At 69.2% G+C, this 25143-nt stretch carries 17 protein-coding genes, 1 other RNA gene and 1 CRISPR repeat array (1 of these 19 only partly in view); of the genes, 15 read left to right on the forward strand and 3 right to left on the reverse strand.

From position 1 onward, the window contains the following. Positions 1–890: direct repeats of the CRISPR family, unit length 29 nt; unit sequence GTGAGCCCCACGCACGTGGGGATGGACCG; it begins 971 nt to the left of the window's first position. 179 nt (positions 891–1069) lie between these two features. Next, complete coding sequence (locus tag AC0VYP_RS03700; protein ID WP_475472497.1) at positions 1070–2110, forward strand: DUF6924 domain-containing protein; 1041 nt, start codon at positions 1070–1072, stop codon at positions 2108–2110. A 478-nt stretch (positions 2111–2588) separates the two neighbouring features. Beyond that, complete coding sequence (locus AC0VYP_RS03705; RefSeq protein WP_285761225.1) at positions 2589–2834, forward strand: hypothetical protein; 246 nt, start codon at positions 2589–2591, stop codon at positions 2832–2834. A 138-nt stretch (positions 2835–2972) separates the two neighbouring features. Here AC0VYP_RS03705 and AC0VYP_RS03710 read toward each other — a convergent pair whose 3' ends face one another. Both AC0VYP_RS03710 and AC0VYP_RS03715 read right to left on the reverse strand, forming a co-directional pair. After that, entirely contained in the window at positions 2973–4328 is a 1356-nt protein-coding gene (locus tag AC0VYP_RS03710) for a hypothetical protein (protein ID WP_475472499.1), read from the reverse strand. A gap of 131 nt (positions 4329–4459) precedes the next feature. Further along, on the reverse strand, positions 4460–5656 hold the full coding sequence (locus AC0VYP_RS03715) for an acyl-CoA dehydrogenase family protein (RefSeq protein WP_285761227.1): 1197 nt from the start codon (positions 5654–5656) through the stop codon (positions 4460–4462). Between the two features lie 159 nt (positions 5657–5815). Between AC0VYP_RS03715 and AC0VYP_RS03720 the strand changes: the two genes are divergently transcribed. Both AC0VYP_RS03720 and AC0VYP_RS03725 read left to right on the forward strand, forming a co-directional pair. Continuing rightward, positions 5816–6472 carry an HAD family hydrolase gene (locus AC0VYP_RS03720; RefSeq protein WP_475474154.1) on the forward strand — a complete coding sequence of 219 codons (657 nt, stop codon included), beginning with the start codon at positions 5816–5818 and terminating at the stop codon, positions 6470–6472. A gap of 127 nt (positions 6473–6599) precedes the next feature. Then, positions 6600–7040 carry a DUF6912 family protein gene (locus AC0VYP_RS03725; protein WP_475472500.1) on the forward strand — a complete coding sequence of 147 codons (441 nt, stop codon included), beginning with the start codon at positions 6600–6602 and terminating at the stop codon, positions 7038–7040. Between the two features lie 109 nt (positions 7041–7149). Here the strand turns inward: AC0VYP_RS03725 and AC0VYP_RS03730 are convergent, their stop codons facing one another. Continuing rightward, positions 7150–8712, reverse strand: a complete 1563-nt coding sequence (locus AC0VYP_RS03730) for a hypothetical protein (protein ID WP_475472502.1) — start codon at positions 8710–8712, stop codon at positions 7150–7152. 139 nt (positions 8713–8851) lie between these two features. Between AC0VYP_RS03730 and AC0VYP_RS03735 the strand changes: the two genes are divergently transcribed. The 11 genes from AC0VYP_RS03735 to AC0VYP_RS03785 all read left to right on the forward strand — a co-directional run bounded on the left by AC0VYP_RS03735 (position 8852) and on the right by AC0VYP_RS03785 (position 24791). Further along, positions 8852–9577, forward strand: coding sequence for an HAD family hydrolase (locus tag AC0VYP_RS03735; protein ID WP_475472503.1), 726 nt, complete (start codon positions 8852–8854; stop codon positions 9575–9577). Positions 9578–10021: 444 nt separating this feature from the next. Continuing rightward, the gene (locus AC0VYP_RS03740) at positions 10022–14890 is read left to right on the forward strand and encodes an NAD-glutamate dehydrogenase (RefSeq protein ID WP_475472504.1); all 4869 of its coding nucleotides are present in this window, start codon (positions 10022–10024) and stop codon (positions 14888–14890) included. A 166-nt stretch (positions 14891–15056) separates the two neighbouring features. After that, a complete protein-coding gene (locus tag AC0VYP_RS03745; RefSeq protein WP_285761232.1) occupies positions 15057–15902 on the forward strand; it encodes a hypothetical protein in 846 nt (281 codons plus the stop codon). A gap of 36 nt (positions 15903–15938) precedes the next feature. Beyond that, positions 15939–17057, forward strand: a complete 1119-nt coding sequence (gene prfB, locus AC0VYP_RS03750) for a peptide chain release factor 2 (RefSeq protein ID WP_285761233.1) — start codon at positions 15939–15941, stop codon at positions 17055–17057. A gap of 403 nt (positions 17058–17460) precedes the next feature. Continuing rightward, positions 17461–18150, forward strand: a complete 690-nt coding sequence (gene ftsE / locus AC0VYP_RS03755) for a cell division ATP-binding protein FtsE (RefSeq protein ID WP_475472505.1) — start codon at positions 17461–17463, stop codon at positions 18148–18150. A gap of 128 nt (positions 18151–18278) precedes the next feature. Beyond that, positions 18279–19187 carry a permease-like cell division protein FtsX gene (gene ftsX, locus AC0VYP_RS03760; protein WP_285761235.1) on the forward strand — a complete coding sequence of 303 codons (909 nt, stop codon included), beginning with the start codon at positions 18279–18281 and terminating at the stop codon, positions 19185–19187. A gap of 24 nt (positions 19188–19211) precedes the next feature. After that, a complete protein-coding gene (smpB, locus tag AC0VYP_RS03765; protein ID WP_285761236.1) occupies positions 19212–19676 on the forward strand; it encodes an SsrA-binding protein SmpB in 465 nt (154 codons plus the stop codon). A 67-nt stretch (positions 19677–19743) separates the two neighbouring features. Continuing rightward, positions 19744–21693: a penicillin-binding transpeptidase domain-containing protein gene (locus tag AC0VYP_RS03770; protein ID WP_475472507.1), complete on the forward strand. Its 1950-nt coding sequence runs from the start codon at positions 19744–19746 to the stop codon at positions 21691–21693. 496 nt (positions 21694–22189) lie between these two features. Then, positions 22190–22559: a transfer-messenger RNA gene (ssrA, locus tag AC0VYP_RS03775) on the forward strand. A 641-nt stretch (positions 22560–23200) separates the two neighbouring features. Further along, positions 23201–23356: a hypothetical protein gene (locus AC0VYP_RS03780; RefSeq protein ID WP_475472509.1), complete on the forward strand. Its 156-nt coding sequence runs from the start codon at positions 23201–23203 to the stop codon at positions 23354–23356. Positions 23357–23819: 463 nt separating this feature from the next. Continuing rightward, positions 23820–24791: a lysostaphin resistance A-like protein gene (locus AC0VYP_RS03785; protein WP_475472511.1), complete on the forward strand. Its 972-nt coding sequence runs from the start codon at positions 23820–23822 to the stop codon at positions 24789–24791. Positions 24792–25143: the final 352 nt, after the last annotated feature.

Here is a 25143-nt window from a genome sequence, read left to right on the forward strand (position 1 = left end):
GGTCATGTGAGCCCCACGCACGTGGGGATGGACCGGAACTCGTCGAGGTCGTCCATCGCTTCGTGCGGTGAGCCCCACGCACGTGGGGATGGACCGTTCTCCAGCGACAGTTTCTTGCCGTTTCCCGGTGAGCCCCACGCACGTGGGGATGGACCGTCGCCCATGAGCACCACGACCAATCCCACCCGGTGAGCCCCACGCACGTGGGGATGGACCGTGGGGCGTACTACGGTCACTCCATTTTTGAGAGTGAGCCCCACGCACGTGGGGATGGACCTTCCCCGTCGAGGCGTTCGGCGTAGGCCTTCACGTGAGCCCCACGCACGTGGGGATGGACCGCCGTCGGTGGTGGCGATGGTGAGGGTTCCGGTGTGAGCCCCACGCACGTGGGGATGGACCGGGAGTGGAAGCCTTCAAGGCCGACACGGCGTCGTGAGCCCCACGCACGTGGGGATGGACCGCTCTTGCCGCACACATCCACGCGGTAGTCCGCGGTGAGCCCCACGCACGTGGGGATGGACCGGCTTTCCGGGGAGGTAGTGACTTGCCGCCTTGCGTGAGCCCCACGCACGTGGGGATGGACCGTGACGTTCGGCCCGCCCCAACTCCCTCTGTCCGTGAGCCCCACGCACGTGGGGATGGACCGACGGTGACCCACGCGTGGGTTCGTCCCGTCACGTGAGCCCCACGCACGTGGGGATGGACCGCCGTGCCCCCCTCGACTAAAACCCTCGCGGACGTGAGCCCCACGCACGTGGGGATGGACCGAGAAACTGCATCGACTGGGTCGCTGAAAACGAGTGAGCCCCACGCACGTGGGGATGGACCGCTCTCCTACAACTGCACCTACAACTCTTCCATGTGAGCCCCACGCACGTGGGGATGGGCCAGATGGGTCCGTCGAAACACACGTGGGGACAGGGAAGGGCGCAGGCGGCGCGCGGACGATCCGCAACGGTGCGTCCCGAACCCATGACGTGGGTCGGTGCAGGAGGAAACGGTCCTGTCCGGAAGAACTGGTATAACCGGGCAACCGACAATCCACGGCGATCCTCGCGAGGTACCCCTGATGCGCCCTGCCCTGCCCCTGCCCCCGGTCGACGACGACTCGCATGTGCCCGGCATGTTGCTGATCCGCACCGACCGCGACGACGACGCCTGGCGCGACGTCCTCCACCGCATGGGCGAGCTGCCCGGACTGGTCGTCACGCGTCCCGGCGAGGAGCCCCCGGCCCCGGAACCGGGAGACATCCCCAGACTCCTGGTCGTGGTGGACGACCCCGCCTGGTGGGGTGCCACCCCCGAGGAGGTAGGCGAAGCCCTGCGCGGGGAGGACACCTGGGTCCCCGACCTGGTCCTGCTGGCCACCGACAGGACCGCTGCCACCCCGGACCTGCGCCCGTTGCGGGCGTTTCGCGTTGACGACGACAACGACGACGTCACCCTGTTCCGGATCACGCCCCTCCAGGCCGCCCTCACCTACCTGGTGCTGCACCGCCTCGACCCGGACACCACCTTCGAGTACTTCGAGGAGTGGTCCCCCATCGCCTCCGAATGGGAGCCCGAGGAGGACGAAGACCTCGACGAATGGGAAGCGGGCCTGCCCGAGCCCGTGGGCGCCTACCTGGACGGGCAGGACCCCGTCCCGCGCTACACGCCCCCGGCCCGGGCCCTGCCCCCGCTCACCCAGGAGAACGACGGCCTGATCGTGCGCACCGACTTCGGCGACGACGCCGCCTGGGCGGCGTTCCTCGCAGCCGCGTACCGTCCGGAGAACGGCGGCCCCATCGACGACTTCGACGACTACATCGACGTGGTGGACGACCCGGTGTTCGAGGGAGCCTCCCTGGAACAGGTGATGGCGGTGCTGCGCGACGCTCCGGAGGACTCCGAGCAGTTGACCGCGGACGTCGTGATGATCGCGGACGGGGTCACCATGCGCGACCCCGGCCGTCCCGTCCTGGTCGTGTCCTTGGACGAGCGGATCGGGTGCGCCTTCCGGCTGTCCCCCGACCAGGTCGGGAACCTGGTGGTCAACCTGGCGCTGGGCAACCAGGACATCGAGGACTACATGGACGACGCGACCAAGGCCAGGATCGAGGGGGAGTGACGGCCGCCGGGGCGGGCCCGCCCCGGACCCCGTTCCCCCGTCGCGCACCGGGGCCGTGACCGCCTCGCGGGCCCTTCGGGAGCCGCGCCTCCCGAAGGGCCCGCCGGTTTGGGCCCGATCCCGGCCTTCGCCCGCTCCCGGTCCCGTCAACGTCTCGATGCGTGGCCTCGGGGCGCCGGTCCGTCGAACCGCTTCGCCGAGGCCCGTGACACGGGGAGCCCACGGCCCTTCCCGACCCACAGCCGGCCCTGCCGGCAGCCCGACGGGGCCATCCCGGCCGGGCGCCCCCGCGAGGCCGGAGGCGTCCGGGCGAATCCCTTGGACGCCTGCGCCGCCGTTGTCCACCTGCGGCCACCTTCTCCCCATCTTTTGGGATGCCCGGGCGCGGTCCCGGTGCTGCGATTGGGGTCACGTCCCTGAGGGCCCGGTGCGCGATCCGCACGGCCGTGACAGGGCACCACTACCAATGGGGGAGAGCGTGGCGGGCAGGGCGGAGAAGAAACTGATCCTTCTTGACGTGCCCGATCTTCCCGAAGAGCACTACCAGGAGTTCAGGGATCTCCACGGGTCGATCAAGGAGGTCCCGGTGAACCAGAACCACTGGACGACCGAGCGCGGTCGTTACAAGGTCACGTTCGCGTTCTCCGGCATCAGGGAGACCTGGGGCGGGGTGGGGGACCTGGACGTCTACCGCCCGTCGGCCTGGGTGCACGGTCCCCGGTAGGCGGTCCCGTCGAACGCGCGCTTCCGGGGGCCGGGGGCACGCGCCCCGGCGGCCCCCGTGCGGGGCGTGTGCTCCTTCGGCCGCCGCCGGTGTCCGGGCCCGATGCCCGCGCCCGGTCACGGCATCGGGCCGGTTCCCCTAGTGGTCGTGGTCGTGACCGTCGTCGTGGGAGTGCTCCTCGTCCTCCGCGTGGTCGTGCTCCTCCTCGTGCCCGTCGTCGTGGCCGGGCGACTCCAGGGCGGCCAGGCCCACCACGGCGAGGTCGCGCGGAACGAAGTCGAGCACCTTGTTGCGCTCCACCGCCAGGCCCTCGCCCGAGACCGCCACCTCCACCAGCTCGCGGGTGGTGGGGTTGACCAGGTAGACGTAGTTCTCGCCCGCCACGACCACGGCGCGCCCGCCGTCCTCGCTGTCGGTGCGGAACTCGTCGGTGGCCTGCACGCTCGCACCCAGTTCCTTGGACTCGGGGTCCACCGTGTGCAGGGTCCCGTCGGTGGTCAGCACCAGGCCGGTGCCCCAGTACGGGTCCCAGGCGATCGAGGCCACGGTGCCCGGCACCTCGACCCGGGTCATCGAGTCGTCACGGGTGTCGATCAGCACGACCGCCCCGTCGGAGTAGTTGCCGAGGACGACCTCCTCCCCGGCGCGGCCACGGATCGTGCCGACCTTGGCGTCCTCGGTGTCGTCGGGGTTGGCGATCTTCGTGGTCGCCCACTTCCCGCCGTCGTTGTGGACCTTCAGCACGCCGTCGGCGCAGCCGAACAGCACCGTGTCGTCGTCGGGGGTGAACTCGCCGTGCAGGCCGGGGCACTCCTCGAACGTCTCCTCGACCGTGCCGTCCTCGGTGAGCACCTGCACGCCGACCCGTTCGCCGTCGGCGTCGCCGAGGCTCGTGACGAGGTCGTGGCCCAGCGGCACCGAGACGCCGTGGTGGGGGTCGCCCGCCTCGACCTTCGCCTCGGCCGCCAGTTTCGCGGGGGCCTCCTCCCCGTCCAGGTGGACGAGGGAGACGCCGGCGTCGCCGTCCGCGAAGATCGCGGCGTGGTCGTCGTGCGTCACCACGTGGGAGGGGGTGGGGACGTCGATGGAGCCCTCCACGATGGCGGGCTCCACGTGCTTGGGGTCGCTGTGCTCGCCGTGCGCCTCGTAGCGGATGCCGGCGTCCAGGAGCTGGACGGTGTCGTCGTCGCCCTGGACCAGGAACGCCAGTCCGCCGTCGGTGGTGACCGTGGCGAACCGGGCCGGTCCGGTGGCCTCCACGGTCCCGGCGGTCGCACCGGTGTTGACGTCCAGGACCGTCACGGCCCCGCTGCCGGCGTCCGAGAGCAGCAGCCGGGGCAGCACCGCGCCGTGCGAACCGGTGCGCTCCTCCCACGAGGCGTTGACGGCCGGGGTCGCAGCGGATTCTTCGGGGGTCTCGTCCGGTCCGGCACCGCACGCGCTTGCCATCAGCGCGAGGGGGAGCAGGGGGACGACAAGCGCCGATCTGCGCATGTCACTCCTTATGTGAATGAAAATCGTTTCTATTACCAAAATACACGGCTCGGTTCGGGGGCCGAGACCGGACACCGAAAACGCCCCTGGTCCGTGACCAGGGGCGCCGGTGGACGCGTCTGAGGGTGGGGTCAGGAGCGCAGCGCGATCTCCCGGCGGGCCAGGGAACGCAGGTGGACTTCGTCGGGGCCGTCGAAGATCCGCATGGCCCGGGCCGAGGCGTACATCTGCGCCAGCGGGAAGTCGTCGCCGACCCCCGCCCCGCCGTGCACCTGGATGGCGCGGTCGATGGTCTGCACGGCGGCACGCGGTGCCGCCACCTTGATGGCCGCGATCTCGGTGCGCGCGGCCCGCGCGCCGTGGTTGTCGATCAGCCACGCCGTCTTCAGGACCAGCAGCCGGGCCTGCTCGATGGCCAGCCGCGACTCCGCGATCTGCTGCTGCACGACCCCCTGGCTCGCCAGCGGCCCGCCGAACGCCACTCGGGAGACGGCCCGGTCCACCATCAGCTCCAGCGCCCGTTCGGCCATGCCCAGGGCGCGCATGCAGTGGTGCACCCGCCCGGGGCCCAGCCGGGCCTGGGCGATCGTGAAACCGTCGCCCTCCCCGCCGATCAGGTTCGCCGCGGGGACCCGGACGTCGGTGAGGCGCAGCTCGCAGTGGCCCTCCTGGTCCTGGTAGCCGAACACCGCAAGGGTGCGCACGATCTCCAGGCCGGGGGCGTCGCGGGGGACCAGGATCATCGACTGCTGCCGGTGCGCCGCCCCCTCGGGGGCGGTCTTGCCCATGACGACGAACACCGCGCAACGGGGGTCCGCCGCTCCGCTGACCCACCATTTGCGGCCGTTCACCACGTAGTCGTCACCGTCGCGGGTGATGGAGGTGGCGACGTTGGTGGCGTCGGAGGAGGCCACCTCGGGCTCGGTCATGGCGAACGCCGACCGGATGCGGCCGTCCAGCAGCGGGGCCAGCCACCGTTCGCGCTGCTCGGGGGTGCCGAACATGTGCAGCACCTCCATGTTCCCGGTGTCGGGGGCCGAGCAGTTCAGCGCCTGGGGCGCCAGGTGGGATCGTCCGGTCACCTCGGCGAGAGGGGCGTAGTCGGTCACGCTCAGGCCGCCCACGTCGGGCAGGAAGAGGTTCCACAGTCCGCGCCTGCGGGCCTCGGCCTTGAGGTCCTCCATCACCGGGGGGAGGTCGTGGTTGTCGTGCCCGGCGGCCTGCCGCCACGCGTGGTAGACGGGTTCGGCCGGGTAGACGTGACCGTCCATGAACGCGTGGAGCTCGGCCAGGTACGCGCGGGCCGTGGAACTGAGGTCGAAGTCCATGCCCCCGATCATCTCATCAGACCGACCAGTCGGTACTTTGCTGGCGGGTCGGTCGGCCGCCCCGTTCCGGGCGTCCCCGCCCCCGAACCGGAACAGAATGGAGCGGAAGAGACGTCCGTCCCCGCCGGGCGCGGTGGACACCTGCAGGAGGCAATGGCAATGACGCAGATCTGTCGAGGCATCATCACCGATTGGGGCGGCGTGCTCACCAGCCCGCTGCCCGTGGCGATCGAGACGTGGTTGGAGGCCGAGCGGATCGACCGCAGCGCCTACCTCACCGTCATGCGCGACTGGCTGCACGCCGCGTACGCCGGCGGTGAGCGCAACCTCGTCCACGCCCTGGAGCGCGGCGAGGTTGACACCGGTGAGTTCGAGCAGAGCCTCGCCGGGCAGTTGCGGCTCCTCGACGGCGGAGCGGTGCCCGCGGCCGGGCTGATCGAGCGGATGTTCGCCGGCTTCCTGCCCGTCGAGGAGATGTACACGGCACTGCGCGAGGCCCGTGCCCAGGGGGTGCGCACCTGCCTGCTCTCCAACTCCTGGGGCAACGGCTACCCGCAGGAGAGGTTCGCCGACACCTTCGACGCCGTCGTCATCTCCGGCGAGGTGGGGATGCGCAAACCCGAGCCGGAGATCTTCGCCCACGCCCTCGAACTCGTGGGACTGCCCCCCGAGGAGTGCGTGTTCATCGACGACATCGAGCACAACGTGACCGCCGCCCAGGAACTCGGCATGGTCGGGATCGTGCACACCGATCCGGAACTGACCCGCAAGCGGCTGGAAGAGGAGTGCGGGGTCAACCTGACGGCCCTGCTGTAGCGGTGGCCGGCACGCAGCGGGGTGGCGGCGCACGCGCGGTGGCGGTGCACGCGCCGGCCCCGCTGTTTGGCAGACTCTAGAGCTGTCCGACCACGTCCGCCCGCCCCACCGAACTGACGAGTGACCCATGCGCATCTACCTGCCGAGCACGATCGGCGCCCTGGCCCGGGCCCTCGACGAAGGCGCCTTCCGGGGCGGCCCGCTGACCGCCTACGCCGTGACCCCCGCCCTGCGTGCACGCCACGGCGACGACGAGGAGGAGTTGGAGTACGCCGCGCTGGGCGCGGCGGCCGACGCCTCCCGGCGGCTGCTGGCCGCGGAGCCCGGCGAGCGTGCGCGTCGCGTCGTGATCGCCGCGGAGGTCCCCGAGGGTGTCGTCGGCCGGGGGGAGTCCGCCGACGAGCCGGCCCTGGTCCTGGTGGAGGCGGCGATTCCCCTCAAGCGCGTGGCGTCCGCCCACGTCAACGACGAGGCCGCCGCCGACGACGTGGCCGCCGGCCGCACGGAGGACCACGAGCTCATGTGGTACGCCACCCAGGAACTGCGCTACCTGGTCAACCGGTCCTGACCCCTGAGGGGCGTCCTCATAATTGAGGACGCCGTGCACGGGGCGCCCGCGATCCGCGCTCCCGCAGGGGCGGCGCGAGAAGCCGCACCGCCCCCGAAACGTTCCGTGCTCAGCGGGTCGCGTACCCCGCGAGCAGGGAGCGGATCGCCGCCAGGTCGCGTTCGGCCGCGGGGCCGGCCTCCGCGCAGCGGCCGACCAGGGCGTGCCACTCCCGCACCGCCCCGTCGGCCCGTTCGCGCATCCGCGTGCGGTCGGCCGCCAGGGCCTGCGCGCGCTCGGCGGCCGTGCGCCGCCCTTTGACGAAGGCGAACGCGCCGGCCCCCGCGGCGGCCAGCGCCAGCACCAGGAACACCCAGAACGACCCCAGGAACACCCCTGTCGCCAGTAGGGCCACCGCCCCACCCGCGCCCGCCAGCGCTCCGATCCGGCCGCTGTTGTCCGCCGGGTACCCCAGCGCCAACTGCGCGTCCACCGCGGCAAGGTCGCGCTCGTCGGCCCCGCGCGAAGTGATCGCCACCTCGCGGTGGAAGTGGCGGAAACGCGCCTCGTCCGCGGGCTGCGCCGTCGCCCGCTCGGCCAACCGCGCCGCGCCCGCCTGGACCTGCTCGGACAGCACCTCGACGGCGAAGGACCGGCGTCCGGGAGTGGTCTCGGCCCCGGTCGCGTCGGAGGTCAGCAGCTCCACGAGGTCCCCCGCGGGCTCGCTCCAGCCGGCCGTCTCGGCCTCGGAGGAGGCCGATCCGCTGCTCTCCACGACCCGGCGCAACTGCTCGACCCGGTGGATGAGGGGTGCCTCCTCGGGGCTGCCCTCCTCCACCAGCAGGCGCAGCGTCTCCACGGCGTAGGGGTCGGGATCCGCCGGGGACGCGGAAGCGGCCCCCTCCTCCAGCCAGGCGCGCAGCGCGCCCAGCCTGGCCGCGGCCTCCAGTTGGGCCTCCGCCGCCGCGGTGCCGGTCAGGCTCTCCTTGCTCCTGGCCCTGCGTCGGGGCCCGGCCCCGCCCTGGAACGTCTCCCACACGGTTGCGGCACTGCCGCTGTCGGGGTGCGCCCGGAAGGCGGCCCGCGCGCAGCCCAGCAGGTGGTCGCGTGCGCCCGCCCCCAACAGCCCGTCGGCGGCCAGCAGCCACAGCGCGCGCTCCTGGCGCGACACCCGGGCGGGCAGTTCCGGCATCAGGGTCGGCAGGATCCAGTCGGCGTGGACCTCGGCGCGGGCACGGTCCGGTTCCTGCCCGGCGGTCGCCGTCGCCAACAGGGCGAACACCCCGCTGCGGGCCGCGTCGAGCTGGGCAGCCTCGGCGAAGCGCCGCTGCGCACCGGAGACGTCCTCGGCCAGCGCCGCCCGCAATCCCTTCGCCGCGGGGGCCAGCCAGTAGCCGGGGACGTCGTCGAGGGGGAGGTGTCCCGGCCGGGGACCCTCCAGCATCCGGCGAACCTGGTGGCGCACCCGGGCCTGGTCGCCGAAGGGGAGTAGGCCCGCACGCACGTCGCTGAGCTCGACGAAGGCGTCGAAACTCGCGGTGATCCGGTCCAGCCGCTGCTCCAGCGTGCCCCTGATCCGGCTCAGCTCCGAGCGCAGCCGCGAACTCTGCGCGTGCGCACTGGCCATGGCCTGGCCGACTTCTTCGTTCAGCCGTTCGATCTCGCGGTTCTGCCGGTAGTCGGTCCAGTCCACGTCGTCCCCCTCGTGTCGTGCCGCCTTCCGCGGGGCACTGCCGGTCGGGCATCAGTCAGGACTGACGGTCAAAAGGGGCCATGGGTTCCACCAAGTGCGGCAATATAGTCGGACAAAGGACGAACCCGCGTGCCCATTCGTGAAGGAGTCCACCATCAGCCGACTGGTGCTGTGGAACATCGACCTCACCCTCGTCGATGTCGCCCAGGTGACGCGCGCTGCCTATGCCGAGGCGTTCGAGAAGGTGACGGGGACACCGCTGGTGTACCTCGCCGCCACCGCCGGACGCACCGACTCCGAGATCTTCTTCGACTTCCTCGCCCGCAACGACGTCAACGACCCCGACGACAGTCTGCTTCCCCGCTACATCGAGGCGCTCGGCGACGCCTTCGCCTCACGCAGGGACCTGCTCGTTGCACGGGGGCGCATGATGCCCGGCGCCGACGCCGCCCTGGACGCGGTGCGGGCACTGCCCGACACCGTGCAGACGGTGGTGACCGGCACGATCATGCCCAACGCCCTGGCCAAACTGGCCGCGTTCGGCCTGGACCGGCGCCTCGACCTCAGCATCGGCGGGTTCGGCTCCGAGTACTACCCCAAGGCCAGCCTCATCCAGTTCACCCGCATGCGCGCGGCCGAGGCGCACGGCAGGCCCTTCCCCGAGGCCGCCACCGTCTACGTCACCGACGACGCCCGCGACGTGGAGGCGGCCCTGATCGGCCGCGCCCGTCCGGTCGCGGTGGCCAGCGGATCCTCCACCGAGTCGCAGCTCCGGGCGGCCGGTGCCCGCTACGTCCTCCAGGATCTCGGCGAACCCATGACCCTGGTCGCCGCGATCGAGGCGGCCACCGCCGACGCCGGCTGATCTTCCCCCACCTCACGGGACCGCCGGCAAGGCTGGACGCGCGGTCCCGACCCGACGTAATCTCGCCTTGCTCGGCGCGTCGATCCCACGAGGAGGGCCGTCTGGATACGGTCAGTGACATGCTCGTGAAACTTACTGGCGTTTATTGCCTATGGGCGCAAAATCCCGCCGTGCAACCCACTCTTAACAGGTGAAACACACTGTTGACTGAGCCACTCGCCGTGCCGTTCCACGAATCCCAGTAGCCTTGGACGCGTGCACAAGAGGACAACGAAGTCCTCTGACACGCATTGACTCGTGTGCGCGGGTAGCGGGTCGTTGGGCGATTGCAGAGCATCGCGCCCCCGGCCGCCAGTAGGCCCGCACAGTTCACATGATCCGACGTAACGGCCCCGCCCCGGGCGCCTATGTACCCCCGACGACTCACAAGGGAGTGAGATCGCAATGTCAGGGCAGTCTGACGCCGCAAAAGACCACATGCTGAGCGACGCGGTCACCCACTGGTCGGAGCTTTCCGACCAGGCGGCCGACCAGGAGCGCATCGACCACTTCCTGCGGCTCTACTACCGCCACGTGGCCGCCGAGGAACTCAAACAGCGCACCCCCGCCCAGATCTGCGGGCCTGCGCTCTGGCACCGGGAACTGGGCGAGCAACGGCCCCAGGGCCGCGCCAAGGTGCGCGTGCACACCCCCGACGCGAACTCCGCCGGCTGGGACATCGGGCACAGCATCGTCGAGATCGTCACCGACGACGCCCCCTACCTCGTCAGCTCGGTGACGATGCAGCTCGCCGAACTCGGCATCCGCGTGCACTTGGTCATCCACCCGCAACTGCGGGTGGAACGCGACCTCATGGGCACCATCGTGGCCATCGACCCCGACGAGTTCACCCTGCGCCCCCTGGCGGAGTCGTGGATGCACATCGAGATCGACCGTCAGACCGACCCCACCCGGATCAAGGAAATCGAGAACGTCCTGGAGAACGTTCTCGCCGACGTGCGCTACGTTGACGAGGACGCCGCCAAGATGCGCCACAGCGCCATCGTGCTGGCCGACGAGGTCACCGGCTCCGCCGAGACCCTCGCCTCGGGCGGGGTGCCCTGGGCCGAGATCGGGGAGAGCGCCCAGTTCCTGCGCTGGGTCGCCGAGAAGCACTTCACCTTCATGGGCTACCGGGAGTACGACCTCGCCACCGGCGAGGACGGCGTCGAAGGACTGCGCCCCAAGCCCGGCACGGGCCTGGGCCTGCTGCGCATGGACGTCCAGAGCGGGCAGAGCTTCGCGCAGCTGCCCCCCGCCGGAGTCGCCAAGGCCCGTGAGCCCCACGTCCTGGTGCTCACCAAGGCCAACTCCAAGGCCACCGTCTACCGCCCCAAGTACCTCGACTACGTCGGCGTCAAGAAGTTCGACGCCCAGGGCAACGTCGTCGGCGAACGCCGCTTCCTCGGCCTGTTCACGCACGACGCCATGACCGGCCCCGTCTCGCAGATCCCGATCCTCCAGCGCAAGCAGCACGAGGTCCTCAAACTCGCCGGGTTCCACGCCGACAGCTACGACGGCAAGGAGGTCGCCGAGATCCTGGCGGGCTTCCCCCGTGAAGAGCTGTTCCAGATGGACGTGCCCGAGCTCTACGACATCGTGCTGGGCGTCCTGCGCCTGCGCGAGCGCCGCGGCACCAAGCTCTTCCTGCGCCGCGACTCCTACGGCCGGTACATGTCCTGCCTGGTCTACATGCCGCGCGACCGTTACAGCACGCAGGTGCGCCTGGACATCCAGAAGGTCCTGTCCGAGGCGTTCAAGGGCGCCACCATGGACCACAGCGTCATGATCGGCTCCGCGCCCCTGGCCCGCCTCTACCTCGTGGTGCGCGCCGAGCGGGGAAGCTCGCTCGCCGACGTCAACCACGCGGCGCTGGAGACCGAGGTCGTGCGCGCCACCCGCTCCTGGGACGACGACCTCGTCGACGAGCTCGCCGCCCGCTTCGGCACCGGGCGCGCCACGGACCTGCTCGCCGCCTACGGCGACAACCTGACCAACAGCTACAAGGTGGACGTCCTCCCGTCCACCGCCGTGGACGACCTCGACCACATCGACCGTCTCGGCGCCGACGACCTCTCCATCAAGCTCTACCGCACCGACGACGGCGGATCCGGGGCGTGGCGCTGCAAGGTCTACCGCACCGGCTCGCCCATCTCGCTGTCCAAGGCGCTGCCGCTCCTGGAGCACATGGGCCTGGAGATCGTCAACGAGTGGCCCTACGGCCTGGAGCGCCCCGACGCAACGGGCGTGCGCCGCGAGTGGGCCTGGATCTACGACTTCGGCCTGGCCGACCTCCCGGTGGACGAGAACACCACCGCCAAGGTCAAGGACCTCTTCGAAGAGGCGTTCGTCGCCCTGTGGGACGGCCGGGTCGAATCCGACCGGTTCAACGCCCTGGTCGTCCGGGGCGGCCTCACCTGGCGCCAGGTCACCATCCTGCGCGCCTACGCCAAGTACCTGCGCCAGACCGGAAGCACCTTCAGCCCGGCCTACCTCGCCGACGTGCTGGTCTCGCACACCCACATCGCCGGCTTGCTGGTCCGGCTGTTCGAGTCGCGGTTCGACCCGACCCTCGAAGTGGCGCGCATCGAGCGCACCGAGGGCATCTCCGAAGAGATCCGCAGCGAACTCGACCTGGTCGCCAGCCTCGACTCCGACCGCATCCTGCGCTCGTTCCTGGCCTCCATCGAGGCGACCCTGCGCACCAACTACTTCCAGGACGCCGCGACCGGCGGCAAGCCCTACCTGGTCTACAAGCTCGACCCGCAGCGCATCCCCGACCTCCCCGCCCCGCTGCCCAAGCTGGAGATGTTCGTCTACTCGCCCCGCGTCGAGGGCGTGCACCTGCGCTTCGGCTCGGTCGCGCGCGGCGGCCTGCGCTGGTCCGACCGCCCCGAGGACTTCCGTACCGAGGTCCTCGGACTGGTCAAGGCGCAGATGGTCAAGAACGCCGTCATCGTCCCCAACGGGGCCAAGGGCGGGTTCGTCTGCAAGCGCCTGCCCGCGGGCGGGGACCGCGACGCGGTGATGGCCGAGGTCGTGTCCTGCTACAAGCACTTCATCAGCGGGCTCCTCGACGTCACCGACAACCTGGTGGACGGCGAGGTCGCCCACCCCCAGGAGGTCGTGCGCTACGACGCCGACGACTCCTACCTCGTGGTCGCCGCGGACAAGGGCACCGCGACCTTCTCCGACATCGCCAACTCCATCGCCGCCGAACGCGGTTTCTGGCTCGGCGACGCCTTCGCGTCCGGCGGGTCGGTCGGCTACGACCACAAGGCCATGGGCATCACCGCGCGCGGCGCCTGGGAGTCGGTCAAGTACCACTTCCGGGAGACGGGCCTGGACGTCCAGACCACCGACTTCACCGTCGCGGGCATCGGCGACATGTCCGGTGACGTCTTCGGCAACGGCATGTTGCTGTCCCAGCACATCCGCCTCGTCGCGGCGTTCGACCACCGGCACATCTTCCTCGACCCCGCCCCCGACGCGGCCGCCGGTTTCGCCGAGCGCCAGAGGCTGTTCGCGCTCGACCGCAGCTCCTGGGCCGACTACGACACCTCGCTGATCTCTGCGGGAGGCGGAGTGCACCCGCGCACCGCCAAGTCCATCCCCGTGACCGCGCAGGTCCGCCAGGCGCTGGGCATCGACGAACGGGTGTCCTCGCTCACCCCGCACGAGCTCATCCAGTGCATCCTGCGCGCCCCGGTCAACCTGCTGTGGAACGGCGGCATCGGCACCTACGTCAAGGCGTCAACGGAATCCCACACCGCGGTGGGCGACAAGACCAACGATCCGGTGCGCGTCAACGCCTCCGACCTGCGTTGCAGGGTCGTCGGTGAAGGCGGCAACCTCGGACTGACCCAGATGGCCCGCATCGAGTTCGCCCTCGCCGGTGGCCGGGTCAACTCCGACTTCGTGGACAACTCCGCCGGGGTGGACACCTCCGACCACGAGGTGAACATCAAGATCATGCTCGACCGCGAGGTTCGCGCCGGCCGCCTGACCAAGGAGGACCGCGACAAGCTGTTCATCGGAATGACCGACGAGGTCGCCGATCTGGTGCTGTACAACAACTACCAGCAGAACACGGTCATCGCCGCGGCCCGCAAACAGACCGCCAGCATGTTGCACGTGCACACCCGCTACCTGCGCAGGCTGGAACGCAGCGGCAAGCTCAAGCGCAAGCTGGAGTTCCTGCCCGACGACAAGACCATCGCGGCCCGGCGCTCCGCCGGACAGGGCCTCACCGGTCCGGAGTTCGGCACACTGATCGCCTACACCAAGATCACCATGGCCGAGGAGATCCTCGCCTCCGACCTCCCCGACGACCCGTTCCTGCGCGGCGCGCTCACCGAGTACTTCCCGACCGAGCTGCGCGAGCGGTTCGCCGAAGCCATGCCCCAGCACCCGCTGCACCGCGAGATCATCACCACCCAGGTGGTCAACGACCTGGTCAACCGGTGCGGATCGACGTTCGCGTTCCGCTTCAACGAGGAGACCGGGGCCGGGGCGGAGGACATCGCCCGCGCCTACCTGATGGTGCGCGAGGTCTTCGGGCTGCGCGACTTCTGGACCGCGGTCGAGGAACTGGGACACCAGGTTGACGTTGACACCCAGCTCGCCATGCTGCTGGAGTCGCGCAAGCTGGTCGAGCGCACGGCCCGCTGGCTCATGCGCAACCGGTCCTCGCTGCCCGACCTCGGCGCAGAGATCGCCCGGTTCGCCGAGGGGGTCAAGCTGATCGTCCCGCAGCTTCCCGCGATGCTCCAGGGCCGCGACCTCGCCGCCTTCGTCGAGCGGCGCGACTCCTTCATCGCCCGGGGCGTCCCGGAGGAGTTGGCGGAGCAGGTGGCCGGGATGGTGCCGGCCTACTCCACCTTCGACCTCGTCCGGGTCTCCACCGAGACGGACCGCCCCCTGCGGGAGGTCGCCGAGGTCTACTTCGACCTCGCCGACCAGCTCCAGTTGAGCCGGCTACGGGAGCGCATCATCGCGCTGCCCCGCGACGACCGGTGGAACACCATGGCACGCGGTGCGGTGCGCGACGACCTCTACGCCGCCCAGGCCGACATGTCCAGCACCATCCTGCGGTCCGGACACTCGGGGGAGACCCCCGACGAGTTGCGCGCCCACTGGACCGAGCAGAACCGCTCCTCGGTCAAGAGGGCAGGGGAGATCCTCTCCGAGATCTGGGAGGCCGAGCGTTTCGACCTCTCCACTCTCTCGGTGGCGGTCCGCTCCATCCGCTCGCTGGTCGCCGCCAGCAACTAGCCGCGCCCCTGAGGGCCACCGGGAGCTTCGGCGCCCGGTGGCCCTCGGCCCTGTCCGGGGAACCCGGCGTCCCGGAGGCCGTGCGGGCACGGCGCAGGCCGTACGAGGGGTTCGGGCGAGGACACGGTGATTTGCTCGCAGACGCCGGGCTTGGTCTGATGAGGGCGTGGACGCCAAGAAGGACCGCCCGACCGTTGACGAGCTGCTGGCCAGGGTCGAGGACGCCTGGCGCGACCCCGCACGGCTGCGCGCACTGGTGCACGACGCGCTCGACGACGGTTTCGGCGCCGAGATCCTGCCCGCGGCGCGCCGGGTGCGCGAGATCGACCCAGACCTCGATCGCGGCGTCCTGCTCTACGCCCTGGCGCTGCGCGGCTGCGCCCGGCACGAGCAGGCCGAGAAGATCCTGATCGCCCACGTCAAGGCCCGGGGTGGGCGCGCCGACCTGTGGTTCGCCCTGGCCCCGTTGGCCTCCTGGCGTGGCAGCGTCAACGACGTCAACACCGCCCTGGACAATGCCCTGCTCCACGACCCCGACCACGCCGACGCGCTGACCTGGGGATGGAAGTTCCAGTCCCGACAGCACGAGGACGGGGGCGAGCACGCGGACCAGTGGCTGGCCGACCGCAGTGGGGCAGGCTGGCGGGCGGGCCTCATGCTCGGCGAGCGGGCGCTGCACCACGGCCGTACCGACGCCGCCCTGGAACTGTTCGAGCGATCCTGCGACCGGGCCCCCAGGAGAGCGGAGCCGCTCCTGCGCGCGGCCCGCGCCCTCGCGGGTGCCGGACTCGACGAGGAGTGCGCCCGGCTGGTCCTCGCGCACTGGAGCGGCTCGCGCGGCCCCTGGCCGCTGATCGAGCTGATCGAGGCGCAACTGCGGCTGGGGCGGATCGCCGATGCCGCGTTCGCTCTGGCCCGCCTCCGCGGTGTGCGTGACCTGGGAGACGCCGCCCCCGCGGCGGCCGAAGTGAGCCGTAGGGCCGAGGCCGCACGGCTCGCTGCGGGCCTGTAGGCGGGCAGCCGCCCCGTCACGCCCTAGACTTGGGGCGTGGCTGACCTAGACCCCGCAGAGCAGATCAAGGAACTCTCGTCCACGCTGGCGAGCGTCGAGTCCGTTTTGGACCTCGACGCCAAGCGGACCGAGATCGAGCAGCTTCGCGAGCAGGCGGGTGATCCCGAACTGTGGAGCGACCAGGAGAACGCGCAGAAGGTGACGCGTCGGCTGTCCTTCCTGGAATCCGAGATCACCAAGGTCGAAGGGATTCGACGGCGCCTTGAGGACATCGGGGTGCTCTTCGAGCTCGCCGCAGCCGAGGACGACGCCGACACGCTGACCGAGGCCCAGGGAGAGCTCGCGTCCCTGCGCAAGGACATCGGCGAGCTTGAGGTCCGCACGTTGCTGTCGGGCCCCTACGACGAGCGCGAGGCGCTGGTCAGCATCAACGCGCAGGCCGGGGGAGTGGACGCCGCCGACTGGACGCAGATGTTGCAGCGCATGTACCTGCGCTGGGCCGAGCGGCACGGCTACCCCACCGACGTCTACGAGACCTCCTACGCCGAAGAGGCGGGGATCAAGTCCACCACCTTCGCGGTGCGCGCGCCCTTCGCCTACGGCACGCTGCGCGGCGAGCACGGCACGCACCGGCTCGTGCGCATCTCGCCCTTCGACAACCAGAGCCGTCGCCAGACCTCCTTCGCCGGGGTGGACGTGGTGCCGGTCGTGGAGCAGAGCGACCACATCGACATCGACGAGACCGAACTGCGCATCGATGTCTACCGCTCTTCCGGACCCGGCGGCCAGGGGGTCAACACCACCGACTCCGCGGTGCGTATCACCCACTTGCCCACCGGCATTGTCGTGTCGTGCCAGAACGAGCGCTCCCAACTGCAGAACCGGGCGACCGCGATGTCGGTTCTGCAGGCCAAACTCCTTGAGCGCAAGCGCCAGGAGGAAAAGGCGGAGATCAACGAGTTGCGCGGCGACTCGGTGAGCAGCTGGGGGACCCAGATGCGCAACTATGTCCTCCAGCCGTACCAGAGCGTCAAGGACGTGCGCACCAACGTCGAGACGGGGAACACCGGAGCCATTCTCGACGGTGAGATCGATGAGTTCATCGATGCCGAGATCCGCTGGCTGCGCAGTCGGGAGCGCGACACCGACGCCTAGACCCCCTGCCCGGACGCGAAACGCGGTATTTTCACGTTTGGCCGTCTGTACTGGTCAGGCAGGGTGGATCCAGCTTGGGGCAAGGGGGCGAAATGCGTTTCCCGGAGATCACGGCACGATTAGGTATATGTGAACGTTATCACCGCTTGACAGTTCCGATATGCTCATGCCTGCCGGCTCATGTTACTGCTGAGTCGGCGGGGCCGTGGAGGCTGCGGGAACGCGTTATTCCCGGCAATGACCGGCAATGACCGACTCAGAGTCGTCAGAAGTTGCCGCGTGCGGATCTGGACATTCCGGGTTGCTTTCCCCCCTACACTGTCGATTGGCCCTGTGGCCGGTACTGCCTTGAGCGGATCCACCGCTTCGGGGCCCCAACCTTCGAGATCCTTGTGATGCGCCTGTGATTCACTTCGATAACGTCACCAAGGTCTACCCGACCCAGAAACGCCCTGCTCTCGATGGCGTTTCCATCGACGTTGACAAGGGAGAGTTCGTCTTCCTGGTCGGTCCGTCCGGATCGGGTAAGTCAACGTTTCTGCGGCTGGTCCTCAAAGAGGAGAAGCCGACCAAGGGCAGGGTCCACGTCGCCGGCAAGGACCTCGCCCGACTGTCCAACTGGAAGGTGCCGCACCTGCGGCGCCGTATCGGCTGCGTCTTCCAGGACTTCCGGCTGCTCCCGAACAAGAACGTGTTCGAGAACGTCGCCTTCGCCCTGGAGGTCATCGGCAAGCCCCGGCGCTTCATCCGCAAGGTGGTGCCCGAGGTCGTCGAACTGGTCGGCCTGGAAGGCAAGTTGACCCGCATGCCCGACGAACTGTCGGGTGGCGAGCAGCAGCGTGTGGCGATCGCCCGGGCGTTCGTGAACCGGCCGCAGATCCTGCTGGCCGACGAGCCCACCGGAAACATCGACCCCGCGACCTCGATCGGCATCATGAAGGTGCTCGACCGAATCAACCGGACCGGCACCACCGTCGTCATGGCAACGCACGATGCCGCGATCGTCAACTCGATGCGCAAGCGCGTCATCGAACTCGAGGACGGCGAGGTCGTGCGCGACCAGTCGCGCGGCGTCTACGGCCAGGCGTACTAGGTCCCGCTTTCTCGTGAACCTCGGGCTCATGGAGCCTGTGCAGCGACACTTACTGCCTAGCGGCTCTATCAATCCGTGCTGGTCGGCCAGCACGGTGCGGCCCCACAAGGATGGACCCTTAACACATCATGCGTGCACAGTTCGTACTTTCTGAGATCTGGATCGGCCTTCGACGCAACCTGACGATGACCATCGCGGTCATCATCACGGTGGCCATCTCGCTGGCCCTGTTCGGCGCGGGAATGCTGATCAACCAGCAAGTCTCGGAGATGCGCGGGTTCTGGAACGACCGGCTCTCCATCACGGTCTACCTGTGCACCGACACTTCGCAGAGCAACCACTGTGTCGAGAACGGGCCCGCCACCGACGAGGACCGGGCCGCCATCCAGGCCGACCTGGAAGGCATGACCCAGGTCTCCGAGGTCACCTATGTGACGCAGGCCGAGGCGTGGAAGGACTTCCAGGAGCGCTTCTCCAACCAGGACGCTCTGGTCGAGGCGGCCCAGGAGGGCGACATCCCGGACAACTTCCGGGTGAAGCTCGCCGATCCCGAACAGTACGACGCCGTGCAGAGCGCGGTGGAGAACCGGGCCGGGGTCGACAGCATCTCCAACGACCAGGACGTGCTCGACCAGTTCTTCGCGCTGCTGGACGGCCTCAAGTGGGCCGCCCTCACCGTCGCCCTGGTGCAGTTGGCCGCCGCGGCACTGCTGATCGGCAACACGATCCGACTGAGCGCCTACAGCCGCCGTCGCGAGACGGGCATCATGCGCCTGGTCGGTGCCTCCAACTTCTACATCCAGCTGCCGTTCCTGCTGGAGGGCGCCATTTCGGGCCTCATCGGCGGTATCTTCGCGGGAGGCTTCATCTTCGCGACGAAGTTCTTCCTCCTGGACAAGATCCAGACCTGGTTCCGCTTCGACGTCGAGCTGAGCATGGGCGCGGTCTTCTATGTCATCGGGATGTCGATCATCCTGGGTGTCTTGCTCTGTACGATCGCCTCCTTCCTGACGCTGCGGCGCTATCTGCGGGTCTAAAAGACGGCAGAAAGGATTGCCCAAGTGGCACGCGACAAAGGACGTAAGCCGATCGCGCAGAACCGGCGCGCCCGCCACGACTACCACATCGAGGACACCTACGAGGCGGGCATGGTGCTCACCGGCACCGAGGTCAAGTCGTTGCGCGCCGGCCGCGCCTCGTTGGTGGACGGCTTCGCCTATATCAAGGACGGCGAAGTCTGGTTGCACAACGTCCACATCCCCGAGTACACGATGGGGACGTGGACCAACCACATGACGCGCAGGCCGCGTAAGCTGCTTCTGCACCGCGAAGAGATCGCCAAGCTGATCGCCAAGACCCGCGAGTCGGGCCGCACCCTGGTTCCCCTGTCGTTGTACTTCAGCGACGGCAACGCCAAGGTCGAGATCGCTCTGGCGCGCGGTAAGCGCGAGTACGACAAACGCCACGACCTCGCTGACCGAGAAGCACAGCGCGACATCGAGCGCGCACTGCGCCGCCGGCGCTGAGTGAGTGTCCGGCGTGCGTCTCCCGCCCCCGGGGCTCGCCGGACATACACCGAAAGGAAGCCCAAGGGTGTCCCCCCGTCACATCCGCCGATTCCTGGCCGGGGCCATGAGCCTCGCCGCGGTCGCAGTGGTCACCGGCTGTGCGGCCGAGCCGAGCCCCGAAGTCGCCGTCCGCCACTTCCTGTTGGACTGGCAGGCCGGCGACTACGAGGCCGCAGCCCGCCAGACCGACGGCGACACCACCCAGGTCGCCCAGTCGCTCGAACAGGCGCACGACCAACTCGACCTTGCCGCGCTGCGGCTCAGCCTCGGCCCCATCGATCGCGACGGCGACGCCGCCACCGCGGCCTTCGGCGTCCAGGCCGACCTCGGCATCGGCGACCCGGTGTGGAACTACGAGGGCGCCATGCCGCTGTCGCGCACCGCCAGCGGTTGGGCGATCAACTGGTCCCCCTCGGTCATCCACCCCGAGCTGGGGGAGGGCGAACGCCTCGCCGTCACCTACGACGTCCCCGATCGCGGCCAGATCTACGACCGCGACGAACAGCCGCTGATCGGCGAAACCCGGGTGACCGCCTTCGGTGTGCGCCCGGCCAAGCTCTCCGACATGACCGAGGACGTCAACAGCCTCGCGGAACTGCTTGAGGAGGAAGCCGAGCCGCTGCTCAGCCGGGTCCGCTCCGCTCCCCCCGAGGAGTTCCAGCCACTGGTCCTGATGCGCACCGCGGACGTTGACTCCCGGCTGCTGGCCCAGGCCAAGCGGATCACCGGTGTCGAGACCGCCAACCTGCGCATGCCGCTCACCCCCAAGGGGGCCTCGGCGGTCATGGGCGAAGTGGCCGGGACAGCCGAGCACAAGGTCTCCAACCGGGTGTCGGGGCCCTACCAGGCAGGCGACACGATCGGTCTCAGCGGTCTGCAGAACAGTTACCAGGAGCGCCTGGCAGGTACCGCCACCACCCGGATCGTCACCCTCGACACCGCGGGCAACGAGACCGGCGTCCTCAGCACCTGGGACGGCACGGCCAGCGGTTCGCTGACGACGACCATCGACAGCGGGGTGCAGGCTGCGGCCGAGGAGTCCCTGGCCACGGTCACCACCAACGCCTACCTGGTGGCGGTGGACGCGCGCACCGGCGAGATCCTGGCCTCCGCCGCGCGGCCCAGCGGCACCTACAACGACGGCGGGTTCACCAAGGAGTACCTGCCCGGCGACGCCTTCACCATCGTCTCCACCGCCGCGATGCTCGAAGCGGGAACGGTGACCGGCGAGACCCAGGTCTCCTGCGAGCTGAGCACGAAGGTCGGCAACCTCACCTTCGACAACACGGCGGGCACCTCCCTGTGGGGGCCGCGCGACCTCACCACCGCCTTCGCCAACAACTGCACCACCGGTTTCGCCGGCCTGGCCGACAAGGCCGACAGCCAGGCCATGGCGGAAACCGCCGGGAACTTCGGCATCGGCAACCAGTGGCAGCTCTCGGTCCCCACGTTCAGCGGTGAGTTCACCCCGCCGGGCAACGCCGAAGAGACCGCCTCGGCGATCGTCGGAACCCAGCAGGTCACGGTCAGCCCGCTGACGATGGCGCTGGTGGCCGGGGCAGTCGCCGACGGACGTTGGCACGCCCCCCGGCTCGTCCCCGAGGACCAGCGCGAAACCACCGAGCCCGGCCCCGAGCTTGCGCCCGCGGTCGTCGAACCGTTGCGCGAGATGATGCGCGCCTCGGTCGTGTCGGGGACCTCCTCGATCGCCAACGTGGGTATCGCCGCTCCGGTGCACGGCCAGCGGGGTGTGGCCCGGCAGGAGATCGACGGGGCCGACACGGCCGTCCAGTGGTTCGTGGGCTACCAGGGGCAGGTGGCGTTCGCGCTGGTGGTGGAGACCGACCCCGCCAACACGTACCACTTCGCGTTGAACTCGGCGCGGGCCTTCGTGCAGCTGCTGCCGTCCGGGTACGTCCAGGAGATCGGGGCCGAGGCCCAGGCCGACGGCGCGGAGGGTGTGCCCGGAGCCTGATTCGGTCGCCCGATACGGGATTGCGGTGAGGTGGTGGCGGGCTCCCAGGAGCCCGCCACCACTTCTGTTGTTGCGGTACGGACGGGGCCGTAGGGGGCGTTGGGCGGCCCCCCATGAATCACGTCCGGTTTTTTGTCCTGCTCGGGCAACCTTTTCGGTCCATCCTTGCGTCTTCCCTTATGACTGGCTCGTGATGGGGGTCACGGTTCCAGTCCCTGAGAAAGGCGTGGTCTCATCTCGGGAGAGCCTCGCCGTTTCGAGGCCGGCGTTGACCCTGCCGGCCGCCCTCGCGGGAAGCGTTGATGGATCTCGTCCGCGCCCGCGAGGGTCTTCTCCTGTCCGGGACCGACCCCGTTCGGCCCCGGACAGGAGATCCACCCGCCCACGGGAAGAAATCGTGTTGGCTCTTGCAGCGTTGTAGCTGTAGCGTTGAGGGAGTGGGGCCGTTTCGGCGGTCCCCGCGCCGGGTCCTTCGGGGCTCGTTGAAAATTTCACAGGGGGTGATCGGTTTCGACTTCGGTGAATGTTGTAGGGGAAGCGGGCCGAGGACCGCGAACGCAACCTCGTTAACACTGCGATCGCAAACCAACAAGTGCCAATTCCAAGCGCACTGAGTTCACTCTCGCTGCCTAAGCGATTGTGACTCTGTCGGCCTGAGGGCGTCTCCGCTTCAGGGTCCGGCATCGTTAGGAGACTCACCGGTCAGATCAGGCCACGGGGCCTGACCGGGACATTTTCGTGGCTGGGCCTGTCAGCGACTCGTCTGCGAGAGCGCTGGGGCCAAGTAGAACGTCAAGCAGACTGCGCCCGGAGAAGCCCTATCTCAGCACTGAAGGACGCGGGTTCGATTCCCGCCACCTCCACTCGACTCCGAGACGACCCGGTGAGTGCGTTCACGCACTCACCGGGTCGTCTCGTCGTTTCCTCTGGGGGGCGACCCCCAGACCCCCGATGTGTGACTTCGCCCCACGGGTTGTAGTTACGTCTTCCAGGGGCCACCCTGGACGCCTTACCGGAACCCTTGCCTGATCCGAGGGAACCCGGAAGGGCGTTGACTGAAGGCAGTACCTCGAAGCCCTCCCCGACCACGGGGAGGGCTTCGTTGCTGTTCTGAGCGGCGAGCGCTGTGATCGCTGCCGTCGTGCTCGTCCCTGGCGATGCCTGTGCGGGCGGCCTAGAGGGCGGGTAGCCCGTCGGAGGTCTCGCGCAGGTGTGACCGGTGATGGTGTCCTCTCCCACGTACGGGGAATGGGACAGTGCCCGGTCGGGCATCCGCCGCTGTGCCTCGTTGACCGCTCGTGCCAGACGGGCGCGCACGTCCCTGATGAACGCGGGAAGCGCACGGCGGCGTAGTGCGCTTCGACGACTTCCTCTGGTCGCTCGATGCCGGTATGCGGGGTATGGCATTCGCCACTCTGGGTGTCGGCGCAGAAGAAGTTCGGGTACATCGACGCCCTGGCCGTCCTGCCGAAGGGTGTGGACCTGGCCGGCGTGCTCCTCACCGCCCATGCCCTGCACACCCGCACCGACACCGCCGCGCACCTGGTTGACCGGCCTGCGCACCGACTGTGTGCTGACCGTCAAACGCAACCAGAAGAGGCTGTTCGACCAGGTCGAGCCACTGCCCTGGGCTTCAGGCCCCCGCGCTGGGCACCACCCGTGACCGCGGACGCGGACGCTTTGAGCCCCCCACCGTCACGGCCATCGACCGTGCAGGCGGACGCGGCCCGGATCGGCGCTTTGGCGCGGGGGCGTTGGGCGATCGAGGCCTGGCGTCTTGTCAAGGACGCGTCCTTGGGCGGGGACGGCTGCGAGGTCCGCTGCGGGCACACCTCGACAACCTGGCCGTGTTTGCGAGCTTTTTCCCTGGGAACCCTGGGACGGCTGGGCCGGGAAACCGTGCCCGACACGATCCCGTGGGTGTCGTATGAGGCATGTACCGCCGGCTGGACGTGATCGGTTTTCGCTGACCAGCACGGACACCACCACTCACCGAGAATAAAACCCCCTCTGGCCCAAAGGATCTGAATATTCACGACTTCGTGACGTGACTTCGCCGGCGTCACGCGACGTCACAGCGCTCTACCACGGCCGGCATTCTGCCGAATCGACACAAAGGAAAAAGCGTGGCTTTAGCCGAAGAAAAAGAATCCCATTTCGTGGAAGCGGCCCGAAGAGGTGGCCACCGGTGGTGGCGGTACCTGGTGGGGGTGGCTGTCACACTCTCTTTTTGGGCGATCGGCGTTTGGGCCGCCACCACGCTCATCGCGTCTGCCGTCGCCCGCCCGGGGGAAGAGGTCGGGGTTTTCTTAAGTCAAGGGGACCTCTCCGCGCTCGGCCCCGTGAGCGAATTCGTGGCGCTCATGCTGGGCATGGTGTTTTTTGTCGTCGGGCTTCTCGTCGCGGTCACCCTCATCCACCGCCGCCACCCCCGAACGCTCGTCACGGGGAGGGAGAAAATCAGCTGGCGTCGCATTGTCCACGGCTTCGTGGCGATGTTCGTTCCGTGGTCCCTGATACTCGTGCTCGGGCAGTACCTCCTCTATCCCGAGAGCTTCGCCTTCACCCCCGACCTCGCAACGTTCGCGATCTTCGTGCCCTTGGCGCTGGTGCTCATCGCGATCCAGACCACCACCGAGGAACTGTTCTGCCGCGGCTACCTGGTGCAGGCCACCAGTCTCATCTGGGCCAACCGCGTCTTCCTCGCGCTCGTGCCGGCCACGGTATTCGCCCTGCTGCACCTCGGAAACCCGGAAGCGGAAGCAGGCGGTTGGCTCACGATGGTCCTCTTCTATTTCCTGGGCCCGGGCCTGGTGTGGACGGTCGTCTCGTTGGTGGAAGGGACCACTGAACTCGCCATCGGCGCACACTTCGCCTTCAACACCGTCTACTTTGTCGTGGTCAACCCGGTAGGGGCCGTCATAACCACGCCGGCCCTCTTCACGGTCAGCGAGTACCACGCGACTTTCTACGCGCTCTCGGCTGTTTCGGTGATCCCGCTGTTCCTGGCGATCTCCTATCTGGTGTTCAGGAGGGAGCCCCGCCGGACCGGTTCCCTGAACAGCGGGAATGGTCTGATCCATCCGATCGGTTCCTGACCCTTCCGGTAGTCCGCCCCGGCGGCGATGAACGCTGACAGGCCGACGTCGTCGCCACGGACACGGGCAGCGCTGCGCCGTTGCGCTGCTTGGAAGAGCCCGACGAGTGTCGCGTAGCCGAGGGCCTCGCCGGCGCGGGCCACCAAGACTTGGTGGCCCGCGCCGGCGAGGCCGGCCGTCAGCCCGGTCAGGTGGCTGACGCACTCATCCACGGGCAGGACGGGCGCCTTCGGCCGGCGCACCGACGGGATCCGGCCGGTGAGCGGAGGATCATCGCGTCAGCCTCGGCGTGGCGAGTCCACGCCCAGGCGGCCGTGCGGGATCCAGACGGAGCCATCGGGAGCCGGTGTTC

This window comes from Nocardiopsis sp. iso_186 (assembly GCF_056173365.1).